At 69.0% G+C, this 24864-nt stretch carries 20 protein-coding genes; all 20 read left to right on the forward strand.

Features of this window, described 5'->3' with window-relative positions; translation table 11 throughout:
* Window positions 1–27 precede the first annotated feature (27 nt).
* The 20 genes from AC57B5_RS12365 to AC57B5_RS12460 all read left to right on the forward strand — a co-directional run bounded on the left by AC57B5_RS12365 (window position 28) and on the right by AC57B5_RS12460 (window position 24862).
* Window positions 28–3282 carry a Mur ligase gene (locus AC57B5_RS12365; RefSeq protein WP_496399635.1) on the forward strand — a complete coding sequence of 1085 codons (3255 nt, stop codon included), beginning with the start codon at window positions 28–30 and terminating at the stop codon, window positions 3280–3282.
* A gap of 99 nt (window positions 3283–3381) precedes the next feature.
* Entirely contained in the window at window positions 3382–5244 is a 1863-nt protein-coding gene (locus AC57B5_RS12370) for a peptidase domain-containing ABC transporter (protein ID WP_496399636.1), read from the forward strand.
* On the forward strand, window positions 5241–6617 hold the full coding sequence (locus AC57B5_RS12375; protein WP_043823924.1) for an HlyD family type I secretion periplasmic adaptor subunit: 1377 nt from the start codon (window positions 5241–5243) through the stop codon (window positions 6615–6617). Before AC57B5_RS12370 ends, AC57B5_RS12375 begins: the two co-directional genes overlap by 4 nt.
* Window positions 6617–8377: a TolC family protein gene (locus AC57B5_RS12380; protein ID WP_496399637.1), complete on the forward strand. Its 1761-nt coding sequence runs from the start codon at window positions 6617–6619 to the stop codon at window positions 8375–8377. Before AC57B5_RS12375 ends, AC57B5_RS12380 begins: the two co-directional genes overlap by 1 nt.
* A gap of 105 nt (window positions 8378–8482) precedes the next feature.
* A complete protein-coding gene (locus AC57B5_RS12385; RefSeq protein ID WP_013803749.1) occupies window positions 8483–8659 on the forward strand; it encodes a Flp family type IVb pilin in 177 nt (58 codons plus the stop codon).
* 91 nt (window positions 8660–8750) lie between these two features.
* Entirely contained in the window at window positions 8751–8927 is a 177-nt protein-coding gene (locus AC57B5_RS12390) for a Flp family type IVb pilin (RefSeq protein WP_013803750.1), read from the forward strand.
* Window positions 8928–8929: 2 nt separating this feature from the next.
* Window positions 8930–9499 carry an A24 family peptidase gene (locus tag AC57B5_RS12395; RefSeq protein ID WP_013803751.1) on the forward strand — a complete coding sequence of 190 codons (570 nt, stop codon included), beginning with the start codon at window positions 8930–8932 and terminating at the stop codon, window positions 9497–9499.
* Window positions 9500–9691: 192 nt separating this feature from the next.
* Window positions 9692–10738 (forward strand): Flp pilus assembly protein CpaB, encoded by a 1047-nt coding sequence (gene cpaB, locus AC57B5_RS12400; RefSeq protein WP_065347615.1) that lies wholly within the window; start codon window positions 9692–9694, stop codon window positions 10736–10738.
* Window positions 10739–10763: 25 nt separating this feature from the next.
* The gene (locus tag AC57B5_RS12405; RefSeq protein ID WP_496399638.1) at window positions 10764–12269 is read left to right on the forward strand and encodes a type II and III secretion system protein family protein; all 1506 of its coding nucleotides are present in this window, start codon (window positions 10764–10766) and stop codon (window positions 12267–12269) included.
* Between the two features lie 4 nt (window positions 12270–12273).
* On the forward strand, window positions 12274–13800 hold the full coding sequence (locus tag AC57B5_RS12410; protein WP_496399639.1) for a CpaE/TadZ family protein: 1527 nt from the start codon (window positions 12274–12276) through the stop codon (window positions 13798–13800).
* Window positions 13801–13807: 7 nt separating this feature from the next.
* On the forward strand, window positions 13808–15130 hold the full coding sequence (locus tag AC57B5_RS12415) for a TadA family conjugal transfer-associated ATPase (protein ID WP_012203993.1): 1323 nt from the start codon (window positions 13808–13810) through the stop codon (window positions 15128–15130).
* Complete coding sequence (locus AC57B5_RS12420; protein WP_013803755.1) at window positions 15127–16089, forward strand: type II secretion system F family protein; 963 nt, start codon at window positions 15127–15129, stop codon at window positions 16087–16089. Before AC57B5_RS12415 ends, AC57B5_RS12420 begins: the two co-directional genes overlap by 4 nt.
* Before the next feature lie 48 nt (window positions 16090–16137).
* Window positions 16138–17142: a type II secretion system F family protein gene (locus AC57B5_RS12425; RefSeq protein ID WP_047218965.1), complete on the forward strand. Its 1005-nt coding sequence runs from the start codon at window positions 16138–16140 to the stop codon at window positions 17140–17142.
* 2 nt (window positions 17143–17144) lie between these two features.
* Window positions 17145–18182: a tetratricopeptide repeat protein gene (locus AC57B5_RS12430; RefSeq protein WP_496399640.1), complete on the forward strand. Its 1038-nt coding sequence runs from the start codon at window positions 17145–17147 to the stop codon at window positions 18180–18182.
* A gap of 10 nt (window positions 18183–18192) precedes the next feature.
* Complete coding sequence (locus AC57B5_RS12435; protein WP_047325933.1) at window positions 18193–18633, forward strand: DUF3613 domain-containing protein; 441 nt, start codon at window positions 18193–18195, stop codon at window positions 18631–18633.
* Window positions 18634–18666: 33 nt separating this feature from the next.
* Window positions 18667–19182, forward strand: coding sequence for a TadE/TadG family type IV pilus assembly protein (locus AC57B5_RS12440; RefSeq protein WP_313237446.1), 516 nt, complete (start codon window positions 18667–18669; stop codon window positions 19180–19182).
* 113 nt (window positions 19183–19295) lie between these two features.
* Window positions 19296–19814 carry a TadE/TadG family type IV pilus assembly protein gene (locus AC57B5_RS12445; RefSeq protein ID WP_230590726.1) on the forward strand — a complete coding sequence of 173 codons (519 nt, stop codon included), beginning with the start codon at window positions 19296–19298 and terminating at the stop codon, window positions 19812–19814.
* A gap of 16 nt (window positions 19815–19830) precedes the next feature.
* Window positions 19831–22107, forward strand: coding sequence for a TadG family pilus assembly protein (locus AC57B5_RS12450; RefSeq protein WP_496399641.1), 2277 nt, complete (start codon window positions 19831–19833; stop codon window positions 22105–22107).
* Between the two features lie 50 nt (window positions 22108–22157).
* The gene (locus AC57B5_RS12455) at window positions 22158–23552 is read left to right on the forward strand and encodes a sigma 54-interacting transcriptional regulator (RefSeq protein WP_013803762.1); all 1395 of its coding nucleotides are present in this window, start codon (window positions 22158–22160) and stop codon (window positions 23550–23552) included.
* Between the two features lie 53 nt (window positions 23553–23605).
* The gene (locus AC57B5_RS12460) at window positions 23606–24862 is read left to right on the forward strand and encodes a glycosyltransferase (RefSeq protein ID WP_034391032.1); all 1257 of its coding nucleotides are present in this window, start codon (window positions 23606–23608) and stop codon (window positions 24860–24862) included.
* Window positions 24863–24864: the final 2 nt, after the last annotated feature.

Consider the following 24864-nt stretch of genomic DNA (forward strand, 5'->3'; position numbering starts at 1 on the left):
CGTCCCCACGGGAAGAGCAGCCTCCCAATGACCCTGACCGAGGCCGAGAGCATGTTGTCGCAGCAATTGGCAAATGGCCTGGAGTACCTGGCACGGCACATGGTGCTGCTGCCCGAACCCTACCCCGGCTGCATTCTTTTCTTCACGGTGTCGGCCGAGAACAAGGTTGCCTCCGTCTTCCACGTGCGCGCCACCACGCTGGAGGCTGCCTGGCGCGAGGGTGCGACACGCGTGCGCCAATGGGCCTGGGCCCGCAAGCGTGACGAGGTCGATCTGCGCATCGACTGGGCGCAGGACATCACGCCGCTGAAGGCGGACAGTCCGCTGCCGGACTGCAGCGCCTGGACCCAGGCGCCCATGCGCTCCCTGGCCCTGGCAGATGCCAGCCTGGAGCGTGCGCAGCTGCTGCAGCCCCTGCTGCCAGATCCGCACCCGCTGGGCAGTGAAACAGGCAGCGCGCAACGGCCCCTGCACCCGCCCTGCCTGCTGCTGCACCTGCGCGGCATCTATATCAGCGGGGAGCAGCCCGCCCTGGCCGTGCCGCGCACCGACCCGCCCGAGCAGCGCCTTTGGCCCCACCTCGTGCCCGTGCACGCTGCGCTGCAGCAACTTCTGGCGCAGCAGGGCACGGACGGAAGCTGGCCCGGTTGCGGGGATGTCTGCGACCACCTGGGCGTGACCTACGCCCTGCTGCAGGCCCAGCGCCATGCGGGCAGCGCCGCGCTGGCGCAGGCCATTGCGCTGGCCGTGGACCATGTCGAGCAACGGCTGCAGCCATTGCCCGGCGACTGCATGCCCAGCGCGCTGGCCATGCTGGTGCTGGCCCGCCACCTGCGCAACAGCTTTGTCCTGGGGCAGGGAGCCGACAGCCAGGCCCGCGCCCGCATTCCGGCGCTGATGGATCCGCTGGCGGAAAGCCTGCTGTCCATGGCTGCCGCTTCGGCCAGCACCACCAAGGCTGCCGCCGCTGCCGCCAATGCCGCTGAAGCCGGCACCCCCCGCTCCGGCCAGCCCATGCTGACCTGGGCCGAGCTGGCCATGCATGTCTATGCAAGCTCGCGCCCCCCCACCAGCGACAGCCCCACGCTGCGCGCGGCGCGCAGCGCCCTGCCCGACACGGCGGCCCTGCCTGCCGCCTTCCTGCAGGCCGCGCTGCCGCAGCTGCTGGGCATGGAGGGCGGCAATGACGGCAATGACGGCAATGACGGCAATGGCGATGATGGCGATGATGGCGACGATGGCGACGATGGCGAAAGTGTCGACAAGGCAGGCGCCCTTTGTGCACGCTGGATAGGCATTGCCCTGGTCGAGAGCCTGCAGCTCGACGCAGGCCTGGAGCCGCAGCCCACCGACCTGCTGCGCCAATGGCAGATCAGCCTGCAGCGCCATCTGCAAGGCATGGCCCAGCGCGCCATCTGGCCTGAGCAGGCGCTGTACCTGCCGCCCGCCCGGCGCCGCCATGCAGCCTTTACCGATGCAAGCCTGCGCCAGGTGCTGCAGTCCCCGCGCGAAATCGCCTGGCTGCTGGCATCCAGCCTGGCAGGCCTGGAACTGCTGGACGCTCTGACCCAGGCACTGCGCGCGGCCACCAGCCATGCCGCTGCCGAATCCGGGGAAGACGCGCTGCCTGCGCAGGCAGGCCACGGCTTGAGCGCGGGTGACAGCCCCGCCAAAGCTTCCCCGCCCTCGCCATCACTCTCCATCACGCCACGGGCCGATGAGACTGCGGGCCAGCCGGCTTTTCGGCCCACAGCGGGCTCCATGTACCCGCCCATGTCCTGGGACAGAGCTTCCCTGGCCGAACTGATGAACGGGCGCTGGCTGGATGCAACGACGGAGCCCGGCACAGATCCCAGCACCGATAGCGGCACAGATAGCGGCACCGGCTGCGCGGGATTGGATGCCAGCCGCCTGCACCACCAGCCCGGCGCCGCCGTGCTGGTGCGGCGTGCGGGCATGGCCCTGGGCGTGCAGGCTGCGGCCCTGCCCACGCTGCGCGCCTCGGCGCTGATCAGCAGCAGCCCGCAGGGCCTGCTGGACCACGGCGTGCCGGTGCTGCATGTGCCTGATATGGAAGAGGGCCTGCGCAATCTGGCGCAGGCGGCCCGCCGCCGCATCCAGTCGCCCGTGGTCGCCGTCAGCGGCTGCGTGGGCAAGACCTCCACCCTGGGCATGATGCGCCAGTGCCTGCAGGACGGGGGAGACGCGCGTGGCGATGCCCTGCTGTCCCAGGGCACGGCGCTGCAGATGATCAATTGGAGCGAGGCCTCGCCCTGCGCCCTGCTGGAGCTGCCATTGCAGGCACTGCGTGGCGACCTGCCGCTGATTGACCCAGATATTCTGGTTATTACTAATCTTTCAATAAATAACACCCCCCATTCAGGGGAGTCCGAGCCCTCCGGACAGGCCGGTCTGTCCGGTGAAAGAAAATACGAAGCATTGCAGGAAGTGCTTGAAGCCATGCAGCTCATGCACAAAGGCAGTGCGCTGGTCACCGATCAGGACATAGGTGAAAACCCCAGTGTTATTGAGCATGCCAAACGCATGGGACTGCGCCTGATCACGTTTGGCCCCCATTGCAATGCACAGGTCCGTGAAATGGGGTTTCACAATGGAAATCTGCAAATAGGCATGGGCAGCCTGCGCCTGGGCATTTCCCTGCAATCCGACGGCCACCACATGGCACTCAATGCGCAGGCGGCCCTGGCGGCCCTGCATGCATTGGGCTATGCGCCCGCACAGGTGCAGGCCTCCCTGGCCCATTGGCAGCCCATGATCGGAGCCGGGCAGCCGCAGCTCCTGCCCAGTGGAATCTGCCTGCTGGACCACAGCCTGAGCAACCACTTACTGTCCATGACGGCTGCATTTTCCCAGCTGCAGTCGGTCGCTCCCCATGTGAGCAGAAGGCTGATCGTGCTGGCGGGCATACAGCCCGGCCAGGCCAGCATCGACGCAGCGCAGCTGGCCCTGGAGCCGCTGGTGCGGGATGCCCAGGCCCGGCGCGTGCTGCTGTATGGGGAGCCGCTCAGGCCGCTGGCGGCAGCCTTGGGCGATCTTTTGCACGTCAATTGGTATGACGATCTGAATCAGCTGATTTGCTCGCTGCTGAGAACTACCCATAAAGGCGATACGGTTTTGTTGGCCGGCCGCGCCACGACCAATCTTGCCCTGGCGGCCGATGCCATACGAGATAGTTTCAGTGGGCACGGGGGCCATTTAATAGCGTCTATTCAGGCGCCCTGCTTTGATCCACATCAAAAACAAATGAACATGCATTCTTGATTGAATAAAACTTATAGAGGGCTGTATATAACTCGCTACAGTGTTTGTGAAACGAGTACCTTTACATTTTGTAAAGATGCTTACTAAGCCCATCAGAACATGATCCGATACCTTCTTCCCCGTCAGTTGGCCAAGGCCACGGCGATGCCGTCGGGAACGGAGACGGTGGGGGCTTTTGCATCTGCCATCGCCGAGTCCTTCGACCGGGCTGCGCACCAGCTGCGCCGGGCGGGCTGGCTGTCGCTGCCCATCAGCCTGCTGGGCCTGCTGCCGTCCATCTTCCTGCTGCAGGTCTACAACCGCGTCATTGCGCGTGGCGGCACCGCCACCCTCACGGCCATGGTGGCGGGCGTGCTGTTCTTCCTGGGCGTGGAATGGTGGCTGCGGCGCAGGCGCGCCCGCGCCCTGCGCGAAGCCGGCGCCATCATCGACCGCGATGTGTCCCAGGCGCTGATGCACTCCATGCTGCGCCACCCGCTGGCCGCGCTGGAGCAGCGCTCCTCCAGCCAGTGGCTGCAGCTGTTCCGCGACGTGAGCGCCATGCGCTCGGGCATGTCCGGGGGCCTGGCGACCTCGCTGCTGGACCTGCCCATGGCCCTGCTGGCCCTGGTCGTCATCGGCATCATTGCCTGGCCCGTGCTGCCGGTGATCCTGGTGGCCATGCTCATCATGGGCGTGCTGGCCTGGTGGTGGGCCGACGAGGTGCGCAGCGGCCGCGTGGAGGAAATCGCCCAGGCCCGCATGCTGGACCGGGGCACGGCCGAGATCTGCAATGCCCGCGCCACGCTCAAGGTGCTGGGCTACGACGCCGCCGCACGCCAGAACTGGCAAAGCGGCTATGACCGCTGGCTGGCCGAGAGCTTTGGCAAGAACGGCGAGATGGAAAACGCACGCGAGGCCAGCACCGTGCTGCTGACGCTGTTCTCCATTGCCGTGATCACCGTGGGCGCCATTGCCATCAACGCGCAGTGGATGAGCATCGGCAGCCTGATGGCCGTGAACCTGCTGTCGGGCAAGGCGCTGGGCCCCATCTCGCAACTGGCCAGCAACTGGCGCTCGCTGGCCCATGCCAACGAGGCCGCACGCCGCCTGCAGGCCGTGCTGGAGGAACCCGTCGAGGCCATGACCGACACCGTGGACCTGCCCCGGCCCCAGGGCCGGCTGCGCCTGGACCAGGCAAGCTTCCACTACCCGGGCGGCCATGTGGCGCTGGAGCAGGCATCGCTGGAGATCGGCCCCGGCGGGCTGCACGCCATCGTGGGGCGCAACGGCGCCGGCAAGTCCACCCTGGCCAAGCTGCTGGCCGGCCTCTACCAGCCCACGCAGGGGCGCATCTTCATCGATGAATACGACATGGCCCAGTTCCCGCGCGCCGAGCTGGGCCGCTGGATAGGCTGCCTGGCCCAGCAGGTGTACTGGTTCAGCGGCCCCATCGTGGACGGGCTGCGCATGGTCAACCCCGATGCCGACGACCACAAGATCGTCACCGCCTGCCAGATCTCGGGCGCGCACGGCTTCATCAGCCGCCTGCCCCAGGGCTACCAGACCGTGCTGGGCGAAGGCGGCGCGGGCCTGTCGGCCGGCGAGCTGCGCAAGCTGGCCCTGGCCCAGTTGTTCCTGCGCAACCCCTCGGTGCTGATCCTGGACGAGCCCAGCAACGACCTGGACTTCGAGAGCGAAACCGCGCTGCTGCAGACGCTGCGGCAGATTGCGCTCAAGCACACGGTCATCGTCGTCACGCACTCGCTGCGCGTGGCCTCCATGGCCCAGCACCTCTACCATGTGCGCGGCGACGGCGGCATCGAGCATGGCTCGCCCCAGCTGCTGCTGCCCCAGCTGTTCGGCTCGGCGCGCGAGCCTGCGGCTCCCGCAGCACCCGCTGCGTCCACAGCCCCCGCAACGCCGGCCGACCCGGCCCCGCATGCCGATCACCCCGCCGTGGCGCAGGAGCTTGCCTCATGAGGGCCGGGCGCTACGACGACCTCCCCCTGGTGCTGCGCCAGTCGAGCGAAGCGCAGGCGGCCGTGCACGGCCAGCCGCCTGCGGACGCGTCCGGCGCAACGCCCCCCACCCCTGGCCGAACCGCCCTGGCGCGGGGCAAGTGGCTGCTCGTCATTCCCGTCGCCGCCCTGGTGGTCACCGGCCTGTTCTATCCGGTGGAGAACGTGGTGGTCGCCAGCGGCCAGGTCATCCCTTCCGACCGCGTGCAGACCGTGCAGCATCTGGAAGGCGGCATCGTCACCGCCGTCCATGTGCGCGAAGGCCAGGCCGTGACCCAGGGCCAGCCGCTGCTGGAAATCGACCTGGGCAGCAACAGCCTCAACCTCGAACAGCTCACCGCCCGCATGGCCACGGCCCAGGCCGTCAAGGCGCGTCTGGGCGCGGAAAGCCAGGGCCGGCCGCTGCAGCGCACCGCCTTCCCCGCCGACCTGGACGCGCAGGTGGTCCAGGCCGAACTGGGCGCCTTCTCGGCACGCGCGCTGGAGCACCAGGGCAGCCTTGCCGCAGCCCAGGCCCAGCTGCAGCAGGCGCGCGGCGACGTGGCCCAGGTGCAGGCGCGCATCGAGGGGCTGGAGACCAATCTGCGCCTGCACCAGCAGGAAGCCTCCATTGCCGGCCAGCTCGCCTCCGAGCAGCTGATAGGCCAGCTGGAAGTGCTGGACAAGCAGCGGGCGCTGGAGCAGGTGCGGGCCGAGCTGGCTGCCTCGCGCCAGACGCTTTTCAGCAACCGCGCCAAGATCGAGCAGGCCCAGGCCAAGCTGCAGGAGACCCAGGGCGCCTTCCGCCGCCGCGCCTCCGACGAGCTGGCCCAGACCGAACGCGAGCTGGCCAGCCTCAACGAAGACCTGGTCCGCGCCCGCACCCAGCGCACGCGCACGGCCGTGCTGGCGCCCACCAGCGGCTTCGTCAAGGGCCTGCGCAGCTCGGGCGCAGGCTGGGTGGTCAAGCCCGGCGAGCCCATCCTCGAAATCGTTCCGGACAAGGACGAAGTCATCGTCGAGGCGCGCCTGAGCCCCGCCGACCGTGGCTATGTGCACCCCGGCCAGGCCACCCGGGTGAAGATCTCGGCCTACGACTTCCTGCGCTACGGCTCGGTGCCCGGCCAGGTCACCCTGGTGGCGGCCGATGCCGACCGCGATCCCAACCTGGCCGACTCGCCCTCGTACTTCCGCATCCAGGCCAGCCTGGAGCAGCCCTGGGTGGGCCGCACCGACAACCGCATCACCACCGGCATGCAGGCCGAACTCGACCTGCTGCTGGGCCACGAACCCTTTATCTGGTATTTGCTGCGGCCCGTGCTGCGCATCCAGAGCGAAGCCTTCCGGGAGCCCTGATGCCAGGCCGCCCGACCTCCCCTTCCATGGGCTGGCACGCCCGCTGCCACGCCCGGCTGCGCCAGCTGCTGGCCGCTGCCTGCTGCCTGTCCGCACTGCAGGCGCTGCAGGCCGCTGCCGCGCCCGTGGCTGCGGCGGACAGGGACCTTGATACGGACATCGGCATGGTTGCCGCAGCCGCACCCGCACCCGCATCCACATCCGCAAACACGGCCGCAGCCGCACCGGACCCCGTGGTCCTGCGCCTGGCCCAGCACCTCACGCCCGGCACCCTGGCCAGCGACGGCGGGCAGCGCCGCCTGCTCGATGCCCTCTACGCCCTGATCGACGAATACCCCGACGTGCGCAAGGCCCGCGCCGCGCTGGAATCGGCCGGGCATGACGTGAACACCGCGCGCGGCGCGCGCTGGCCCACCTTCAAGGTGGGCACCAACACGGGCGATGCCAAGCTGCGCCGGGGCCGCGAGTCCTACACCGCCGTCAACGCCGAAGTGCGCATGGCCCTGCTGGACGGCGGCGCCATCGGCGCGGGCATCCGCTCGGCCGAATCGCAGGAGGCGGCCCAGGGCAGCGTGCTCTACGGCACGCGCCAGAACGTGCTGCTGGAGGCGCTGACCGCCCTGCTGGAGCTGCACCGCTTCGAGGACAAGGCGCGCGTGGCGGCCGAGTCGGCGCGCATCATCGGCCAGCTCGCGCGCATCGAGGAGCGCCGCGCCGAACTGGGCGCCGTGGGCCGCAACGACCTGCGCCAGGCCGCCTCGCGCCAGGCCGGTGCCCTGGCCCAGCAGCACGCGCTGGAGTCGCAGCGCATGGATGCGCAGGCCCGCTTCACGCGCTACTTCGGCTTCACGCCCCAGCCCGGCTGGCTGCCCCAGCTCAACGTGCCCGTGCAATGGATGCCGGCCAACGAGGACTCGGCCCTGCAGGCCTCCGAAGCCGTCAGCCCCGAGCTGCAGGAGATGGAGCAGCAGATCGAGAAGGCCCGCGCCGAAGTGGACCGCAGCAAGTCCCAGCGCTTTCCCACGCTGGCCGCCGTGGTGGCCCACACGCGCGACCCCAGCGGCGTGCTCTATGCCGAGGGCACGCGCTACGGCGTGGAGCTGAGCTGGAACTTCGGCAACGGCTTCGAGCTGCGCGACCGCATCCTCAAGGCCATCAACGAACTGCAGGCCCAGGAAGCGCAGCAGGAAACCGTGCGCCGCCAGGTGCGCGAAACCGCCTCCGCCGCCTGGGGCCGCACCCAGTCCGGACGCCAGCGCGAAAGCCAGCTGGCCGACGCCGTGCGCGAGGCGCGCGCCGCCTTCGAGGGGCGCCGCCGCCTGCTCGAAGTCGGCCGCGGCAGCCTGGCCCAGGTGCTGGACGCCCAGCTGGACATGCAGCGCCTGCTGCTGGACGAGGCCGACGCCATCTACGACCAGCGCATCAACGAACTGCGCCTGGCACGCACCACCGGCCGCCTCCTGCCCCAGGACCCGCCCGACCATTGGCTGAACGCGCTGTTCACCCCGCAAAAACCGATTCCGGCAGGTGGTGGCGCGCCAGGCACTGCCCCCATGGACGAGCCCGGGAACGCACCCGGCCCTGCGCCCGACATCCAACCCGGCCCTGCGCCCTCGCGCAGCCGCCCCGAACCCCAGGACGCTGCCGTGGCCACCCTGTCCGCCAGCGCCATGCCCCAACGAATACAGCTGCGCCTTGAGCAGCAGTTGCGCCCCGTTTCAGACGCTTTTCCAACCACCGCCTCGCGACAGCAGTGGTGAAGTGAGAAGCGGCAGGTGAGGTTTCCCGTGCAGCGGCCGGCTTCTGCCCATCGCCAGCCGCCGCCATCGACAACGATGGGCTTTTGCAACCGAAAGGACGATGCCATGACCGACATCATCAAGAACTTCTGGAAAGACGAAGAAGGCGCCACCGCCATCGAGTACGGCTTGATCGCCGGCCTCATCGCCGTGGGGATCGTGGTGGGCGCCACCGCGCTCGGCACCAATCTGAATGGGCTGTTCACCCGGATCGCCACCAAGCTCACCGGCTTCGTTCCCTGAGCGCCGGCTCCGGCGCGATCTGGCCGGGCTCGGGCGGTGCTTGCCTCCGCCCCCGGCGCCAAGGCATTTTGCAAACCGAAAGGACCATGCCATGACCGAAATGATCAAGAACTTCTGGAAAGACGAGGAAGGCGCCACCGCCATCGAATACGGGCTGATCGCCGGCCTGATTGCCGTGGGCATCGTCGTGGGCGCCACCGCGCTGGGTACCGATCTGAACGGACTGTTCAGCCGGCTTGCCACCAAGCTCAACGGACTTGCCCCCTGAAGATGGAGTGGGCCTCGCTATGGCTGTGCGTCTGCATCACATGGCTCGCAACGATTGCGGTCATGGATCTGCGCATCCGGCGCGTGCGCAACTGGATGGTGCTGCTCGGCCTGGCCACAGGCGCGGCGGCACTGGCCAGTGGGGCGCAGCCGTTCCAGGTCTCGGCCTGGAACGCGCTGGCCGGACTGCTGGCGGGGTTTGTCGTGCTGCTTCCTTTCTATGCACTGCGCTGGATGGGAGCGGGCGACGTCAAGTTCGGCGCGGTCGCAGGGCTGTGGTTCGGGCTGAGCTTCGACCTGCTGCTGATCTGGACTGGCGGCAGCCTGCTGGCCGGCCTGCACGGCCTGCTGGTGCTGTCATTGCGCCACCTGAGCCACAGCCCCACCGGCCTGTGGCTGCAGGCCCGGCTGCCCCTGGCCTGGGCGGCCCGCCTGGCACCGCTGGGCGCTGCGTCTCAGCCCGCAGGCGCCACCGATGGACCGCGCCAGCCCCAGCGCTCCATTCCCTATGCCGGCTACATGGCCATTGCGGCCATCGCCCTGGCCTGGCGCCACAGCCAGCCGCTTGCCTGAACGGGAGATGCCCATGCAGATCGCTTTCCCCTCGCCACGCACCACACGGCCCGGCCCCGCCGCAAGCCGCCGCTGTGCGCTATCCGGACGCTTTCCTGCCCTGGCGGACCCTCTGCGCCATGGCAGGAAAGCGCCAGGGCAGCCCCCATGCCTGAACACCGTCGCCACCCACTTGCACCAGGAGCCCCAGCCATGAACCTCACCAAGATTCTTGCCGGACTGCTGGTGGGGCTGGCCATCGTGCTCGCAGGCCTTGCCTGGCTGCTGGGCAGCCAGCCCGCACGCCCCGTGGCCCAGCCCTCACCGGCCGCCTCGGCGCAGCCGGCCCCCGAGCCCGTGCCGCAGCATGCCGTCGTGGTCGTGGCCCAGGCCATTGCCGCAGGCCAGCGCATCGGCAGCGAGGATGTGAAGCTGGCCCAGCTGCCCGCCCCCGTACCCGGCAGCTTTGCCGCGACCGACGACGTGCTGGGCCGCACCACGCTGATGGCGCTCACCCCGGGCACCCCGCTGTTCGAGCAGCAACTGCTCAGCGGCCTGGCGCTGCAGCTGGAGCCGGGACAGCGCGCCCTGGCGATCGCCATCCGGGAACAGATGGCCGCGGGCCACCATGTGCGCCCCGGCGACTTCGTGGATGTCTACTTCACGCTGGACGGCAAGTCCGACCAGGCCCCCGTGGACGCGCAGACCCGGCTGCTGCTGGCGCGCAGCCGCGTGCTGGCCTACGGCTCCGGCAGCGTGGAACGCCCGCCCATGCCGGCCGTCCAGCGCCAGGCGCAGCAGGACAAGGAATCGGCAGGCTCGTCGCTGCGCCGCGCCAGCGCTGCGGATCAGACCGGCCAGCGCCCTGAGAACGTGCAATCGGCCGTGCTGGCCGTGCCGCTGGACGATGTGGAGCGCCTCACGCTGGCCGAGAAATTCGGCCAGCTCACCCTGGCGCTGCGCAACCCGGACGACCTGTCCGTGCCCGATCCCAAGCTCTTCGCCGCCCTGCCCGGCGCACTGCAGCCGGTGGCGGGCCGCCTCCGGAAAGACCAGGCACTGGAAGGTGCGGACCGCGCCTTCGCCGGCCTGCGCATGCAGGACCTGGCCACCGGCGCCGACGCCAAGAACATCCGCAAGCCTGCCGCCCAGCCCATGACGGCCTTCGCACCCGCCGTGCGGCCGCCGCCGCAGCGGGCCCCGCGCGAACGCACCGTGGAGCTGCACAACGGAGCCGCGGTGCAGATGGTGAACTACTGAGAACACACAACAAGAGGGAGATGCCATGAAGTGCAAGAACATCTCGACGGCCGGAGCAACACCGCTGCAGCGCGCGGTCTGGACACTGTGCGGCAGCATGGCCTTGCTGGCATTGCCGCCAGCGGTGTCGGCGCCTGCGGACACCGCTGCCGTCCAAGGCATGCACAACCCCGGCGCCGGGGACATGCCCTCTGGCGACTCCCTGCAGCTGGTGGCCGGACGCCAGCACCTGATGCCGCTGGCCAGTATTCCGGGCCGCATCGCCGTGGGCGACCCCAATGTGCTGGACGTGAAACTGCTGCGCGCCACGCCGGGCTCCGGCGCGAGTGCCGGCTCCGGCTCCGGCTCCGGCGGCACCGAGCTGCTGCTCACGCCCAAGGCCCAGGGCAGCACCACGTTGGTGGTGTGGCCCCAGAAAGGTGGCGCACCCCAGCGCTGGGAGGTCCAGGTCCGCGGCCAGCACCTGCTGCTGGAAAAGCGCCTGACCTCGGTTCCAGAACATGCCCAGGCCGTGGCCGAACTGCGCCAGTACGCGCCCGCCCAGACGCTGCTGGTGGACAACTCGCAGATCGACGTCAAGAGCAACACCGTCCAGGTGGACGTGCAGGTGGTGGAGTTCAAGAAATCCGCGATGAAGCGCATCGGCGTCAACATCTACAGCGGCGGGCGCAACAACCAGGGCTTCAGCTTCGGCAGCTTCAGCCCCGGCGTGGTGGGCAGCATCAGCACCAATACCAACGGCACGGGGACAGGAACGGGAACGGGCAATACCGGCTCGGGCGGCACGGGAGGCACGGGCTCGGGCGGCGTGTCCAACAACACCTCGTCGGCCATTGCCAGCGCCATGAGCCTGGTGATGACCTTCGGCAAGGCCTTCAGCGGCGCCGGCATCGTCACGCAGCTGAGCATCCTCGAAGGCAATGGCATGGCGCGCGTGCTGGCCCGGCCTACCCTGCTGGCCCAGACCGGCCAGAACGCCAGCTTCCTGGCCGGCGGCGAGCTGCCGATCCCGGTGCCCGCGCGCGACGGCAACATCGCCATCCAGTACAAGGAATTCGGCATCAAGCTGCAGCTGACGCCCACCATCCTGTCGGACGATCGCATCGCCCTGAAGGTCTCGCCCGAGGCCAGCGACCTGGACTTCAACAGCGGCGTGACCATCAGCGGCGTCACCGTGCCCGCCATCCGCACGCGCCGCGCCGACACCTCGGTGGAGCTGGCCGATGGCGAGAGCTTCGTCATCGGCGGGCTGGTCAGCCGTGCCACCACCTCCAACGTCAGCAAGGTGCCGGTGCTGGGCGATCTGCCCATCCTGGGCACCTTCTTCAAGAACCTCAACTACACGCAGGAAGAGTCCGAGCTGGTGATCATCGTCACCCCGCGCCTGGTCCACCCGCTTCCCGCCAGCACCAATCTCGAAGCCCTGCTGCCCGGTGCGCAATCCGAGCAGCGCAACGCCGGCAAGGTCTGGCTGCCCTACCTCGCCGGCGGAATGAGCACCCAGACTGCCGTACCCGGCTTCTCGTACTGACGACATGACAAGCAAGCCCACCGCAACCGATTCGCCTGTGGACGCCACAGGCTCGCCGGCCATCGGCTCACCCACCTCGCTGGAGACCCTGCTGGGGCTGCGTTCCTCGGCCTCGCTGGCCGGCAAGCCGCAGCCCGGCACCGATGCGCTTGCGCAGGACAAGTCACCGCTCGCGCAGGACAGATCACCGCTCGCGCAGGACAAGTCACCGCTGGACAGGATGACCACGCCCGCCGCGCCCCGCCCGACGCCGCAGCCGCTCGACAACGACCTGCAGGTGGAGCTGCTCTTCATCCACGCAGGCACCCCCGAAAGCTCGCTGGCCCAGGCCTGGCTGCAGCACATGCTGGACGGCGCACGGCTGCATGTGGCGCGGTTCCAGGACAACGTCACCGAGCAGGTGCAGCGCTACATGCCGCATGCCGTGCTCGTGCATTTCGACCCGCTGTCCACCGACGAGGCGGCCCACCTGGCCTCCCAGCTGCACATCTCCCACCCCCACCTGCCCTGCCTGGCCGTGGGCCGCACCAAGTACCCGCAGTGCATGCTGGCCGCGCTGCGCGCCGGGGTGCAGGACTTCCTCGACGTGGACGGCCCCGTGCAGGCCGCGCACCAGACGGTGATCGATCTGATCAAGCGCGTGCCCCCGTCGGCCTCGGGCATGCCCAACGCGCCGCTGACCGCCATCATGTCGGCCCGCGCCGGCCTGGGCAGCAGCCTCATGGCCTCGCACCTGGCCTGGTACCTGCAAAAGCGCCTGCATGGCACGACGGCCGTGCCGGGCAAGGACGCCACGCCCCGCGAGATCAGCAACGAGACGCTGGACGGCCTGCTCATCGACCTGGGCTTTCCCAGCGGCGACTGCGGGCTGTACCTGGGCACGCTGGGCGACTTCGACTTCATCGAGGCCGTCAACAACCTGCGCCGCTTCGACCGGCGCCTGGCATCGACGGGACTGGCCCGCCATGAAAGCGGCCTGCGCCTGCTCACGCTGCCGCGCCAGCCCGCCCGACTGCGTGACGTCTCCTATGCCGATGCCGACGCGCTGCTGCTGCGCCTGCGCCAGTACTTCCGCCACATCGTGGCCGACCTGGGGGCCGTTGTGCCCACGCAGCTGGCCATGCGCGTGGCGCTGCGCGCCAGCCAGATCTGGGTGGTCTGCGACCAGAGCGTGGCCAGCGTGGTCTCCACCACCGAGCTGCTGCGCCAGCTCGACGAGCAAAAGGTCGATCGCGAGCGCGTGCAGCTCATCGTCAGCCGGCACGACAGCCAGCTGGAGCTGGAGGCCCCGCAGATCGCCAGGCAACTGCAGCTGCCGCTGCTGGCCACCATTCCCGAGCGCCGGCGCGAACTGGTCCAGGCCGTCAACCAGGGCCAGCTGCTGCCCAGCCGGCTGCAGCGCGAGCCCTATGTGCAGGCCGTGGACAAGCTCGCCACCTTGCTGATCACCACCCACCACCAGGCCCATGCGGGCGATCAGGCCGCGCCCGCCCGGGGCCTGAACCGTTTCTTCCACCGAACAAGAAGCTGAACGCACCATGACGACCACGGCTTATTCCCATCTGGCCGACGCCCAGGCCAGCGAGTTCGAGCGAAGCGCGCTGTTCCTCGACCTGAAGAACCGCACGCACGAGCACCTGCTCAGCCGCATCGAGGAGCTGGGTGCCGAGTTCGGCCGTTGGTCGCAGGCCGCCATCGCGCAGTTCGTGCTCATGGAGCTGGACAGCTTCATCCGCCTGCACTCCGTGCCCGTCAACGAGCAGGAGGCGCTGCAGGTGGCGCGCGCCCTCACGCGCGAGCTCACGGGACTGGGGCCGCTGCAGCCGCTGCTGGAAGACCCGCTGGTCGAGGACATCCTCATCAACGGCCACGGCAACATCTACGTCTCGCGCGGCGGCGTGCTGCAGCGCGAGACGCTGCACTTCAAGGACGACGAGCATGTGCTGCGCATCGTGCGCCGCATCCTGGCGCCGCTGGGCCGGCGCCTGGACGAGTCCAGCCCCATGGTCGATGCCCGCCTGCCCGATGGCGGGCGCATCAACGTCATCATCGAGCCGCTGTCCATCGACGGCCCCTCGGTCTCCATCCGCAAGTTCCGCAAGGACCCGCTGACACCGCCCGAACTGGTGCAGCTGGGCACCTTCAACCAGGACATCTGCCGCATCCTGGAGATGGCAGTGCAGGCGCGCTGCAACATCCTGGTCAGCGGCGGCACCAGCTCGGGCAAGACATCCCTGCTCAATGCGCTGGCCAGCTTCATCCCGGGAAGCGAGCGCATCGTCTCCATCGAGGACACGGCCGAGCTGGCCCTCAACCACAACCACGTGGTGCGGCTGGAAAGCCGCCCCGGCGGCTTTGACGGCTCGGGCCACGTCAGCATCCGCGACCTGCTGCGCAACAGCCTGCGCATGCGGCCCGACCGCATCATCGTCGGCGAGGTGCGCGGCGGCGAGGTGCTGGAGCTGCTGCAGGCCATGAACACCGGCCACGACGGCTCCATGGGCACCATCCACGCCAGCTCGCCGCGCGAATGCCTGTACCGCGCCGAAATGCTGGCCGGCTTCGCGGGCTTTCAGGGCAGCGAGGTCAGCCTGCGCCGCCAGATCGCCAATGCCGTGGACTTCATCGTGCAGATCGGCCGCCTGTCCAACGGCCGCCGCCGCCTGCTGTCGCTGACCGAGGTCACGGGCATGACGGACAACATGATCTCCATGCAGGAGCTGTACCGCTACGAGCCCCAGGTGGGCCCTGACGGGCAGGAGATCGACCAGTGGGTGTCGCTGGGCATCTCGCCGCACTCGCCCAAGCTGCTGAGCTGGTGGCGCATGCAGCAGCAGACCGGCCACGGAGGCGTGCGATGACAGGCCTGGCACCCGCCGTCCTCATCCTCGGCGCGCTGGCCTGCCTGCTGCTGGCACTGGCGCTGTGGGTGATCATGCGCGGGCGCCGCAAGGAGCATGAGCAGTCGATCAACCTGCACATGAAGCGCAGCGTGGACGGCCACCGGGAGGTGATCTCGCCCTCCCCGCCCATGGCCGAGCCCGCCTTCCGCGCCCCCGCGGCGCAGCCCGCGCCCTCACCCGCTGCCGTGCAGTGGCTGGCCCAGCGGCTGGGCGTCCAGTCCTGGGGAATCTCGTCCAACACCCTGGCCCTGTTCGCCATCACCGGCCTGGTGCTGGCCTTGCTGGCGACCAGCCAGGCAGGCGCTGCCGCGGGGCTGGTGGTGGCCGTGTTGTATGCCGTGGTGCTGGCCTTCGGCATCTGGCGGCGGCAGGCCAAGCGCCGCGAAAGACTGCTGCAGCAACTGCCCGGCTTCCTGGACAACATGGTCCGCCTGATCTCCATCGGCAACTCGCCCCATGCGGCCTTCCAGATGGCGCTGAACAACGTCCCCGATCCGCTGGGCGACGCGCTGCAGCAGGCGGCGGCCATGCTCAGCGCATCGCCCGACCTGGGGCAGGCCATGGGCCAGCTGGAGCGCAACTGGCGCCTGCCCGAATTCGGCCTGCTGGCCGCCGTGTTCCGCATGAGCGTGCGCTATGGCGGCCGCGCCGACCTGGTGCTGGAGCGTGTCTCGGCCTACATCCGCGACCGCCAGTCCGCCGAGCGCGAGCTGCATGCGCTGTCCTCCGAGATCCGCATGTCGGCCTGGGTGCTGGCCCTGCTGCCCCTGGTGGTGGGGGCGCTGATCATGGTGATCAACCGCGGCTACTTCATGCGCATGTGGAACGACGACAGCGGCCAGACCATGGTCCTGGTCGCCGCCGCCCTGGAGGCCCTGGGCGCCTTTCTTCTCTACCGGCTGGCCAAGCTGAGGTGAACCCATGACAGCACAGGCCCACCCATCCGTCTGCGCAAGGAGCCACGCATGACCACGCAGCAACTGTGGATCGCCAGCATCAGCCTGGGCGCGCTGGGACTGGTGCTGTGGGCCTGCGCCCTGGTGTGGAAGCTGTGGCGCTCTGCCCGTGCCTCCAGCCAGGTCGCCAGGATATTGCAGGCGCGCGATACCGCATCGACCCCGAAGGCCGCCACGAAGAGCGCCCTGCAGGCCAACGACGCGCAGCTGCTCAACCCGCTGTCCATCAACGTGCGCTCCTCCGATTCGCCACAGGCGGTGGCCGCCAACCTCCCGCCCCCGGCCTGGCTGCAATGGGGCGTGGCCAAGGCCTTGCTGGCCGATGAGGACCGCAAGCTGCTGGACCAGGCCGGCGTGGGCACGCGCAACGGCAGCATGGCCTATGTGGCCAGCCGCATGGTGCTGTGCGTGGTCCTGCCCCTGCTGGCGCTGGGTGTGCTGCGCCCCGGCGAGAACGCGGCGCTGATCTACGGCTTTCTCGGGGTGAGCCTGGGGCTCATGCTTCCCAAATGGTTTCTGCGCTCGCGGGCCAAGGGCCGGCGCGAGCAGGTGGTCGAGGAACTGCCGCTGTTCGTGGACCTGCTGCGGCTGCTGCAGGGCGTGGGCCTGAGCGTGGATCAGAGCCTGCAGATCCTGGCCTCGGAATTCAAGAGCGTGCTGCGCGTCATCAGCGGCGAGCTGGCCCTGGCCAACCAGCTCTACAACACCGGGCGCACGCGCGAGCAATCCTTCCAGCGCATGGTCAACATGAGCGCCGACGACGACATGAGCGCCATCGTCAACCTGCTGGTGCAGGTGGACAAGCATGGCGGCGCCGTGCAGGAGCCGCTGCGGGAATTCAGCATCCGGCTGCGCGAAAAGCGCCAGGCCAGCTTCAAGGAAAAGATAGGTTCCATCACCGTCAAGATGACGGGCGTCATGGTCCTCACGCTGCTGCCCGCCCTGCTCGTCATCACGGCGGGCCCCGGCTTCCTGGCCGTGATCAGGGCATTGACCACCATGGGAGGACGCTAGGCATGCGACACCAGGAAAACACCCGCGCAGGGCGGACGCCAGCGCCGGCACCCCTTGCAACCCTGGCAGCCCTGGCGACCCTGGCCTTGGCCCTGGCCGGCTGCGCCAGCAAGGGGCCGCAGGGCTACGGCGCCCCTTCCGCGCAGCAGGAAACCGCCGCCCAGGCCCAGCAGCAATTGCAGAACGCCCAGCAGGCCACCCAGGTGGACAACGCCCAGACCTATCTGGACCTGATCACGCAGATGCAGCAGGCGGGCCAGTGGTATGCCTCGCTGGCGCACACCGAAGCCTTCGAGCAGCAGTACGGCGTGAACCCGGAGTCGCGCCTGATGCGGGCCGACGCGCTGCGCAACACCGGCCAGGTCGAGCAGGCCCGGCAGGCCTACCTGGCGCTGCTGCAGGGCGCCACCACGGCGCGGGCGCGGCGCGGCCTGGGCCTGCTGTACGCAAGCCAGGGCCAGTATGGCCAGGCCGTGGAGCAGCTGGACAAGGCGCGCCAGCTCAACCCCATCGACGCCAACGTGCTCAGTGACCTGGCCTACGCCCACATGCTCGACGGCCGGCTGGCCGCCGCGCAGATGCCCATCATGCAGGCCTCGCAACTCGCCCCGGCCAACGCACGGGTGCAGCTGAACATGGCGCTGTTCTGGCTGGCCAGCGGCAACCAGGCCCAGGCGTCGCAGCTGCTGCGCCAGCTGGCCCAGCCCCAGGCCAAGGGCGCCCTGCCCATGATCGACCAGACCTCGCTGCAGACCCTGCAGGCACAGCTGACCAGCGTGCGCGATGCCGTGCGCCTGCGCGGCGACAGCCTGCCCGCAGAGGCCAGTGCCGGTGCCGGTGCCGGTGCCGCTGTGTCCAGCGCCCCTGTGCTGCCTTCTGTGCTGCCCCCTGCACCGCCCCCTGTGCCGACCCTGGGCACCCGCCCCGAAGCACGCGCCACCGAGGCCCTGCCCGAGACCCTGCCGGCCGGCATCACCCGGCGCATTCTTCTTTCCGAGCCGCCCGGCGCCGCAGGCGCAGCACCGGCCTCGCCACTTTGAGGAGCACGACATGCCAGACACACACCGCATGGACCCGCCGCGCCGCACTGCAGTCGCCAACGCTCTGGCCCCCTGGCTGCTGGCCGCCGGCCTGGCCCTGCTTCCCGCGGCCACGCTGCATGCCCAGGCCTTCGGCGAAGTGCAGAGCCCGCCCGAGCAGGTGGATGCACGGCCCCATGTGTTCGCCGAGCCCTCCACCGACTCCATCCTGGTCGGCTACACGCTCTACACCAACCCCGATGGAACCGTGATGTACCTGCCCCGGCGCGAGATCGACATCGGCGGGGGCACCCTGCGGCTGCTGGAAATGCAGCACAGCCAGCCGGGCCAGCGTGCACGACCCATCGCGGGCGAGCAGGCGCGGCGCAGCTATGCGCGCTACCTCAAGAGCTTCGAGACGGAAATCCCCGCCCTGTACAAGACCGGCGTCGAAGCCGGCGGCAAGAACTGAGGCCGGCCCCGGCCACGGCTTGCAGGAACGACCATGACCCGGCGCCACCCCCGCGCTCACCGCTCCCACCGATCTGCCAGCCTGCGGCAGCGGGGGGTGTATGCGCTGGAGTGGGCCATCATCTTCCCGGTGTTCTTTGCCCTGCTGTATGCCTGCATCAGCTACGGGCTGGCGTTCCTGGTGCGCGAATCCATGCAGGCCGCCGCCGAAGACGCCGCGCGGGCTACGCTGCGCTACCAGACCAGCCGCAGCGCCCGCCTGGACGCGGCCCGCAGCCTGGTGCAGCAGCGGCTCGACTGGCTGCCGGCCGACCTTCGGCCCACGGCTGGCAGCATCGACGTTCGCATCTGCAGGCTGCAGAACAGCGAACTGTGCTCGGCCACGCTGACCTGCGGCGTGCTGGTTGCCGAACGCTGCATGGTGCGCGTGGGCTTCACCATCCCTTATGGAACCAGCCCGATAGCGCCCGCCCTGCCGGGCTTCGGCCTGGTCATGCCCACCACGTTGACGGCCAGCGCCAACATCATGGTGGACAGGGGGGGGCTATGAGATACCCCCTGAGCGGCTGCGCCGCTTCCCCCTTGAAGGGGGACGACACCCTCGCTGCGGGGCGGCACGGCCGGCTTAGGCCCTTGCTCGGTGTCCCTGGGTTGGGGCATGCCATGCGTGGGGCACGCCCTGCTGCATCGGCCGAGTTCATGCAAGACACCGGCGATACCTTCGCGGCAGGGCTGCACAGGCGGCAGCGCGGCGTGGCGGCGGTGGAGTTCGCGTTGATCGCCGGGGTGATGGTGATGCTGCTGATGGGCATGTTCGTGTACTGGCGCGTGCTGCAGGCACAGCAGTCGCTGGCGCGTGCCACGGGCGATGGTGCGCGCATGGTCCAGCATCTGGCGTTTGGCGGGATGGCGGGCTACAACCCGGCCAAGCCGGCCGAACGCGCCAACATCCTGCAGGCCACCAGCGATGTGGTGAACCAGAGCCTGGCGGCCAGCGGCATTCCAGCGGGCACGGCGCCCACCCAGATACAGATCAACTGGGGCACTTCCCAGGCCACGCTGAGCGTGGTCTACATGCTTCCCCCCGTGCTGGGCCAGGGCCTGCAGGTGGGCAGCCAGACCTTGGGCGAACCCACGCGCCTGGAGTCCCGCAGCCTGATCAGGCTTGCGCCCGGCAGCTAGACAGGAGGACCAGAGCATGCTCACCCACCTCCCCGCATCCGTACACCGCCCCCGAACGCGCCGGCAAGGGCGCCGACAAGGGCGCCGGCAAGGCGGCAGCCTGCTCGTGCAGTTCGCCCTGCTGGGCTCGGTGCTGTTCCTGTTGCTCGGCGTCGTGGACCTGGGCTACATGTACTACGCCAAGCGCGACCTGCAGCGCATTGCCGATCTGGCGGCCACCCAGGCGGCCCAGGCCATAAATGCCGAGCGCAGCAACCGCGCTGCCTGCGTGACGGCGGGCGAGGACAGCATCACGGCCAACTGGCCGGTTCCACTGACCCGCAACAGCAGCCAGACCGTGGTCAGCTGCGGCAACTGGAACCCGGCGGACCCGGCGCGCCAATCGAGCGGCGGCCGCTTCTTCGACGCCAGCTCCGGCCCGCTGAACGCGGCGCGCGTGACGGTGGGCGGCACCTCGCCCACCATCTTCCCCGGTCCCTGGAGCCGTGCCGTGGTGGCCGAGGCCATTGCCATGCGCAACGACTCGGTGGCGTCCTTCCAGGTGGGCTCGCAGCTGCTGCGCTTCAACAAGGACACGCCGCTGGGCGGGCTGCTGGGCCTGGTGGGGCTGGACGTGGGCATGCTGACCCTGCTGGACTCCAAGGGCCTGGCCGATGCCAAGATCAGCCCGGCCGGCCTGCTCAAGGCCCTGGGCGTGAACCTGGGCATAGAGCAGCTGCGCGCGCTGTCGCCCGAGGGCCTGGCCAACATCGCCAGCGTCACCCTGCTGAACGTGATCGACGCCTCCATCAGCGCCATCACCGACAACGCGCTGGCCGTGCAGCTCAACGCGCTCAAGACCCAGATCATCAACGCGGGCCTGAGCACCATCAAGATCCCGCTGGGCAGCCTGGATGACCAGAAGGGCCTGTTCGCCTTCCTGGGCGCCGGCCGCACCGATCCGCTGAACGCGGCCATGGACGTGCAGCTGGGCATTGGCGACCTGCTGAAGACGGCCATTGCCATCGGCGCCAACGGCCATGCGCTGCAGGCCAACCAGCTGGATGTGGCCGGGCTCATCAAGGGCCAGCTGACCATCGTGCAGCCGCCCACCATTGCCGTGGGCCCCGTCGGCACGCAGGGCTACAGCGCGCAGATCCGCCTGAACCTGAACGTGGACACGGACCAGCTGCTGGGCGGCGCACTCAAATGGCTGGTCAAGGACATCCTGGGCACCCAGGTCAAGCTGCCCATTGCCGTGGACATCACCAACGCCACCGGCACGCTGACCGCGCTGCAGTGCAGCGCCAGCCCGCAGACCATGGACCTGTCGGTCAAGTCCTCCATCCTCAACGCCTGCGTGGGCAAGATGGACCCCAACAACAAGCAAAGCTGCGAGAAGGGCCTGCAAAATGAGCAGCTCATCACCCTGCTGCACCTGCCCGTGCTGAACGGCAAGCTGTGGGTGCCGGCGCTGGAGTACACGGACTCCACCACGGGCCTGGGCATGGAGCCGGGCTACGAAGATCCGGCCGACCCCAACTGGTCCAAGACCAACCGCTCCACGCAGGTGAACCAGCTGGCGCTGGGCGACACGGTCAACAACATCGTCACGGGACTGCTCAACCTGCTCAGCGGCCTGCTGCAGCCACCGAACAGCACGCCCACCGATATCACCACGCGCCTGCTGGGCTCCTACCTGGACGCATCCATGGTGAACGGGCTCTACAACGTGACCAGCCTCACCAACCTGCTGCTCAGCGGGCGCGGCGTGGCCGGCGACAAGGACTACATGCCGCCGCTGCTCACGTCCAACTTCACGTTCAACAACGCCATCGCCAAGTCCTGCCTGCTGGTGGCCTGCCCGTCCTCCACCTGGAACAGCGGCACGTTCTCGGCCGCCCTCAACTCCTACACCAGCGTGCCCGGCGGCCTGCTGGATGTGCTGGGCATCTCCACCTACGACAACGGCTACCAGAGTTGCGCGGGCCTGCTCAGCTCGCTGCTCAACTGGAATGGCTGCGTCAAGAACAACGTGACCAAGCTGCTGACCTCGCACCCGCAGTACCTGTACACGATCAACCCGAACAGCCCCGAGATCCAGTCCCTGCTCAACCGCGACAACAACCTCACCTGCACCGGCGCCCTGTGCACCCTGCTCAAGCCGCTGGTCACCACCGTGCTCAAGCCCATCCTCAACGGCGTGGGCACGCTGCTGACCAGCGTGCTCAAGGACACGCTGGGGCTGGAGGTGGGCCGCACCGACATCAAGGCCCTGTCCATCGGCTGCGACACGGCGCAACTGGTTTTCTGAACGGCAGGCAAGGCCATCCAATCCATGAATCGACAACGAGGGAATGCAACGTGAATCTGGACGAGCTCGTCATCTATGTCTGGGAAGGCCAGGCCGATATCGCCGAGCGGGTGGAGCGCTGCGTGCTCAACCTGGGCGTGGACGTGGTGCGCGCCGACGGGCTGACCCTGCCCGCCGACACCAGCGAGCTGGGCAATGCGATCGCCGTGGTCAGCGTCTCGGTGCTGGAGGGCGCGCGCTTCACGCGCCAGGGCGTGGAGGGCACCTTCGGCATGCCCGTGCTGTGGGTCAGCGCCAAGCAGCGCGACGCCAACGCCGGCACCTATGCCATGGAGTACTCGCATGTGCTGCCCTTCGACTTCACGGGGGCCGAGCTGCGGGCCATGCTGGTGCGCATCCTGCGGCGCATGCAGAGCAACCAGCGCCAGGTGCAGCGCTCGGAGGACATCATCGCCGTGGCCGACTGCATGCAGCGCCTGCTGCGCGACGTGGACACCTTTGCCGACTGCGAGCACAGCGTGCTCATCATCGGCGAGACCGGCGTGGGCAAGGAGCGCATTGCCGAGCGGCTGCACGAGCGCAACAACCGCTACGGCCAGGGCCCCTTCGTGGTGGTCAACTGCGGCGCCATCCCGGACGGGCTGTTCGAGTCCCTGTTCTTCGGCCACGCCAAGGGCTCGTTCACGGGCGCGGTGAATGCCCACAAGGGCTATCTGGAGCAGGCCAACGGCGGCACGCTGTTCCTGGACGAGATCGCCGACCTGCCGCTGTACCAGCAGGTCAAGCTGCTGCGCGTGCTGGAAGAGCGCGCCATCACGCGGCTGGGCTCGGCCGCCGCCGTGCGGCTGGACTTCCGGCTGGTGGCGGCCACCAACAAGCCGCTGCGCGGGCTGGTGCGCGAGGGGCGCTTCCGGGCCGACCTGTTCTTCCGCCTGGCCGTGATCGAGCTGCAGATTCCCAGCCTGGAGGAGCGCGGCGAGGCCGACAAGCTGGCCATCTTCCACGCCATCCTGCGCAAGGTGGTGGGCGAGGCCACGATGAAGGAGCTGGGCGAGGCGCCCTTCTTCATCCTCGACGCCGTGGCCCAGATGTACTTCCCCGGCAATGTGCGCGAGCTGCGCAACCTGGCCGAGCGCATCGGCGTGGCCGCCCGCCAGACGCGCGACTGGAACGCCGACGGCGCCACGCAGCGCATCCTGCAGCACGCCCAGGCCCTGTCGGCCACCACCTTCCCGCCGGACGCGGGCGCCGCCGAGCCCCTGCTGGCCGACCGCAGCAACTGGGACATGGACGAGCGCAACCGCATCATCGCGGCGCTCAACACCAACGACTGGAAGCGCCAGAACACGGCCCAGCACCTGGGCATCAGCCGCAAGGTGCTCTGGGAAAAGATGCGCAAGTACCAGATCAGCGACGGCGAGCCCGAAGTGCCCGTGCCGGGCTGAGCACGCCCTCCGACACATCCCCTTCCCCCCACGCCATGGAGACTTCCACGAACATGCAGGACAAGCCGGTCATCATCTTCGTCAGCGCCGTCTACCCCAGCCAGTACAGCCTGCTGTGCAGCCACCTTCGCGCCAGCGGCGCGGCCGACAGCTGGTTCATGACCATGCCCGGCCATGCCGAGAACTACGCCAGCCAGTGCGACCACCTGCTGTCGTTCCGGCCCGATGGCGACATCGTCGGCCCGCAAAGCTACTACTACTCCAGCAAGGTGGAGCGCTCGGCACGCATAGGCCGCGGCCTGCTGCAGGGCCTGCAGGCCTTCGAGAAGGAAAAGGGCAAGCGCATCGACGTGGTGGTCGCCCACTCGCTGTGGGCCGCGCCCAACCTGCTGTACGGCGAGATCGATGCCGCCATCGTCAGCTACATCGAATTCCCCAGCTACCGCGTGCACGGCAACGAGCCCGACTACCCGCCCGACCTGTCCCAGCGCCTGGCCGACCGCAACATGGAAATGCTGCACTACCACCAGGTGCTGTGCAGCGACCTGACCATCACGCCCAGCGCCCATGCACGCTCGCTGTTCCCGCCGCTGCTGCAGGAGCGCGTGGCCGTGCAGTTCGAGGGCTTCGACATCCAGGCGCCCGACGAGCAGGCCGAGCCGCCGCCGCGCCAGGACACGCGCTTCACCGTGGCCTTCTCATCGCGCGACCTGTCCAGCTCCAAGGGCTTCGAGACCTTCATGCGCCTGGTCGACCGACTGGTGCGCGAGGGCGATGGCCAGCAGATGCGCTTCATCGCCCTGGGCGACCCCACGGCCGTGACCTACGGTTACGAACAGCAATGGGTGGAGCGCCGCTACCAGGGCAAGGTGGCCAGCTTTCGCGACCATCTTCTGCAGATCCACCCGGCCGCCCAGGTGGTGGAGTTCCCGGGCAAGCTGCCGTATGACGAGTTCGCGCGCACGCTGGCCTCGGTGGACCTGTTCCTATACCCGCTGCGCTACGGCGTGGCCAACTGGGGATTGATGGAGATCCTGGCGCGCGGCGGCTGCGTGATCGGATCGAACTGGGGCTTTGTGCCGGAGCTGGTGCAAAACGATGTCAACGGCCTGCTGCTGCCCGACAGCGACGACGCCTGGATAGGCGCCATCCGCCAGCTGCGCGACGACCCGGCCCGGCGCCAGCGCTACGGCCGGGCCGCGCGCGAGACGGGCAAGCGCTTTCACATCTCCAACGTGGCCCCGCGCTTCATGGACCTGTTCCGCCTGGCCATGGCGCGGCGCAAGGCCGCCCCGCTGATGCTGGAGTGAGG

This window comes from Delftia sp. BGA-UO-ETr-SB1 (assembly GCF_059567865.1).

Excerpts from the sequence above, each read along its gene's own strand:
- AC57B5_RS12435 (WP_047325933.1), top strand. The coding sequence starts at position 18,193 with ATGCCAGACACACACCGCATGGACCCGCCGCGCCGCACTGCAGTCGCC.
- AC57B5_RS12365 (WP_496399635.1), top strand. The coding sequence starts at position 28 with ATGACCCTGACCGAGGCCGAGAGCATGTTGTCGCAGCAATTGGCAAAT.
- AC57B5_RS12375 (WP_043823924.1), top strand. The coding sequence starts at position 5,241 with ATGAGGGCCGGGCGCTACGACGACCTCCCCCTGGTGCTGCGCCAGTCG.
- AC57B5_RS12395 (WP_013803751.1), top strand. The coding sequence starts at position 8,930 with ATGGAGTGGGCCTCGCTATGGCTGTGCGTCTGCATCACATGGCTCGCA.
- AC57B5_RS12450 (WP_496399641.1), top strand. The coding sequence starts at position 19,831 with ATGCTCACCCACCTCCCCGCATCCGTACACCGCCCCCGAACGCGCCGG.
- AC57B5_RS12380 (WP_496399637.1), top strand. The coding sequence starts at position 6,617 with ATGCCAGGCCGCCCGACCTCCCCTTCCATGGGCTGGCACGCCCGCTGC.
- AC57B5_RS12440 (WP_313237446.1), top strand. The coding sequence starts at position 18,667 with ATGACCCGGCGCCACCCCCGCGCTCACCGCTCCCACCGATCTGCCAGC.
- AC57B5_RS12430 (WP_496399640.1), top strand. The coding sequence starts at position 17,145 with ATGCGACACCAGGAAAACACCCGCGCAGGGCGGACGCCAGCGCCGGCA.
- AC57B5_RS12420 (WP_013803755.1), top strand. The coding sequence starts at position 15,127 with ATGACAGGCCTGGCACCCGCCGTCCTCATCCTCGGCGCGCTGGCCTGC.
- AC57B5_RS12410 (WP_496399639.1), top strand. The coding sequence starts at position 12,274 with ATGACAAGCAAGCCCACCGCAACCGATTCGCCTGTGGACGCCACAGGC.
- AC57B5_RS12445 (WP_230590726.1), top strand. The coding sequence starts at position 19,296 with ATGCGTGGGGCACGCCCTGCTGCATCGGCCGAGTTCATGCAAGACACC.
- AC57B5_RS12415 (WP_012203993.1), top strand. The coding sequence starts at position 13,808 with ATGACGACCACGGCTTATTCCCATCTGGCCGACGCCCAGGCCAGCGAG.
- AC57B5_RS12385 (WP_013803749.1), top strand. The coding sequence starts at position 8,483 with ATGACCGACATCATCAAGAACTTCTGGAAAGACGAAGAAGGCGCCACC.
- AC57B5_RS12390 (WP_013803750.1), top strand. The coding sequence starts at position 8,751 with ATGACCGAAATGATCAAGAACTTCTGGAAAGACGAGGAAGGCGCCACC.
- AC57B5_RS12425 (WP_047218965.1), top strand. The coding sequence starts at position 16,138 with ATGACCACGCAGCAACTGTGGATCGCCAGCATCAGCCTGGGCGCGCTG.
- AC57B5_RS12460 (WP_034391032.1), top strand. The coding sequence starts at position 23,606 with ATGCAGGACAAGCCGGTCATCATCTTCGTCAGCGCCGTCTACCCCAGC.
- AC57B5_RS12370 (WP_496399636.1), top strand. The coding sequence starts at position 3,382 with ATGATCCGATACCTTCTTCCCCGTCAGTTGGCCAAGGCCACGGCGATG.
- AC57B5_RS12405 (WP_496399638.1), top strand. The coding sequence starts at position 10,764 with ATGAAGTGCAAGAACATCTCGACGGCCGGAGCAACACCGCTGCAGCGC.
- cpaB (WP_065347615.1), top strand. The coding sequence starts at position 9,692 with ATGAACCTCACCAAGATTCTTGCCGGACTGCTGGTGGGGCTGGCCATC.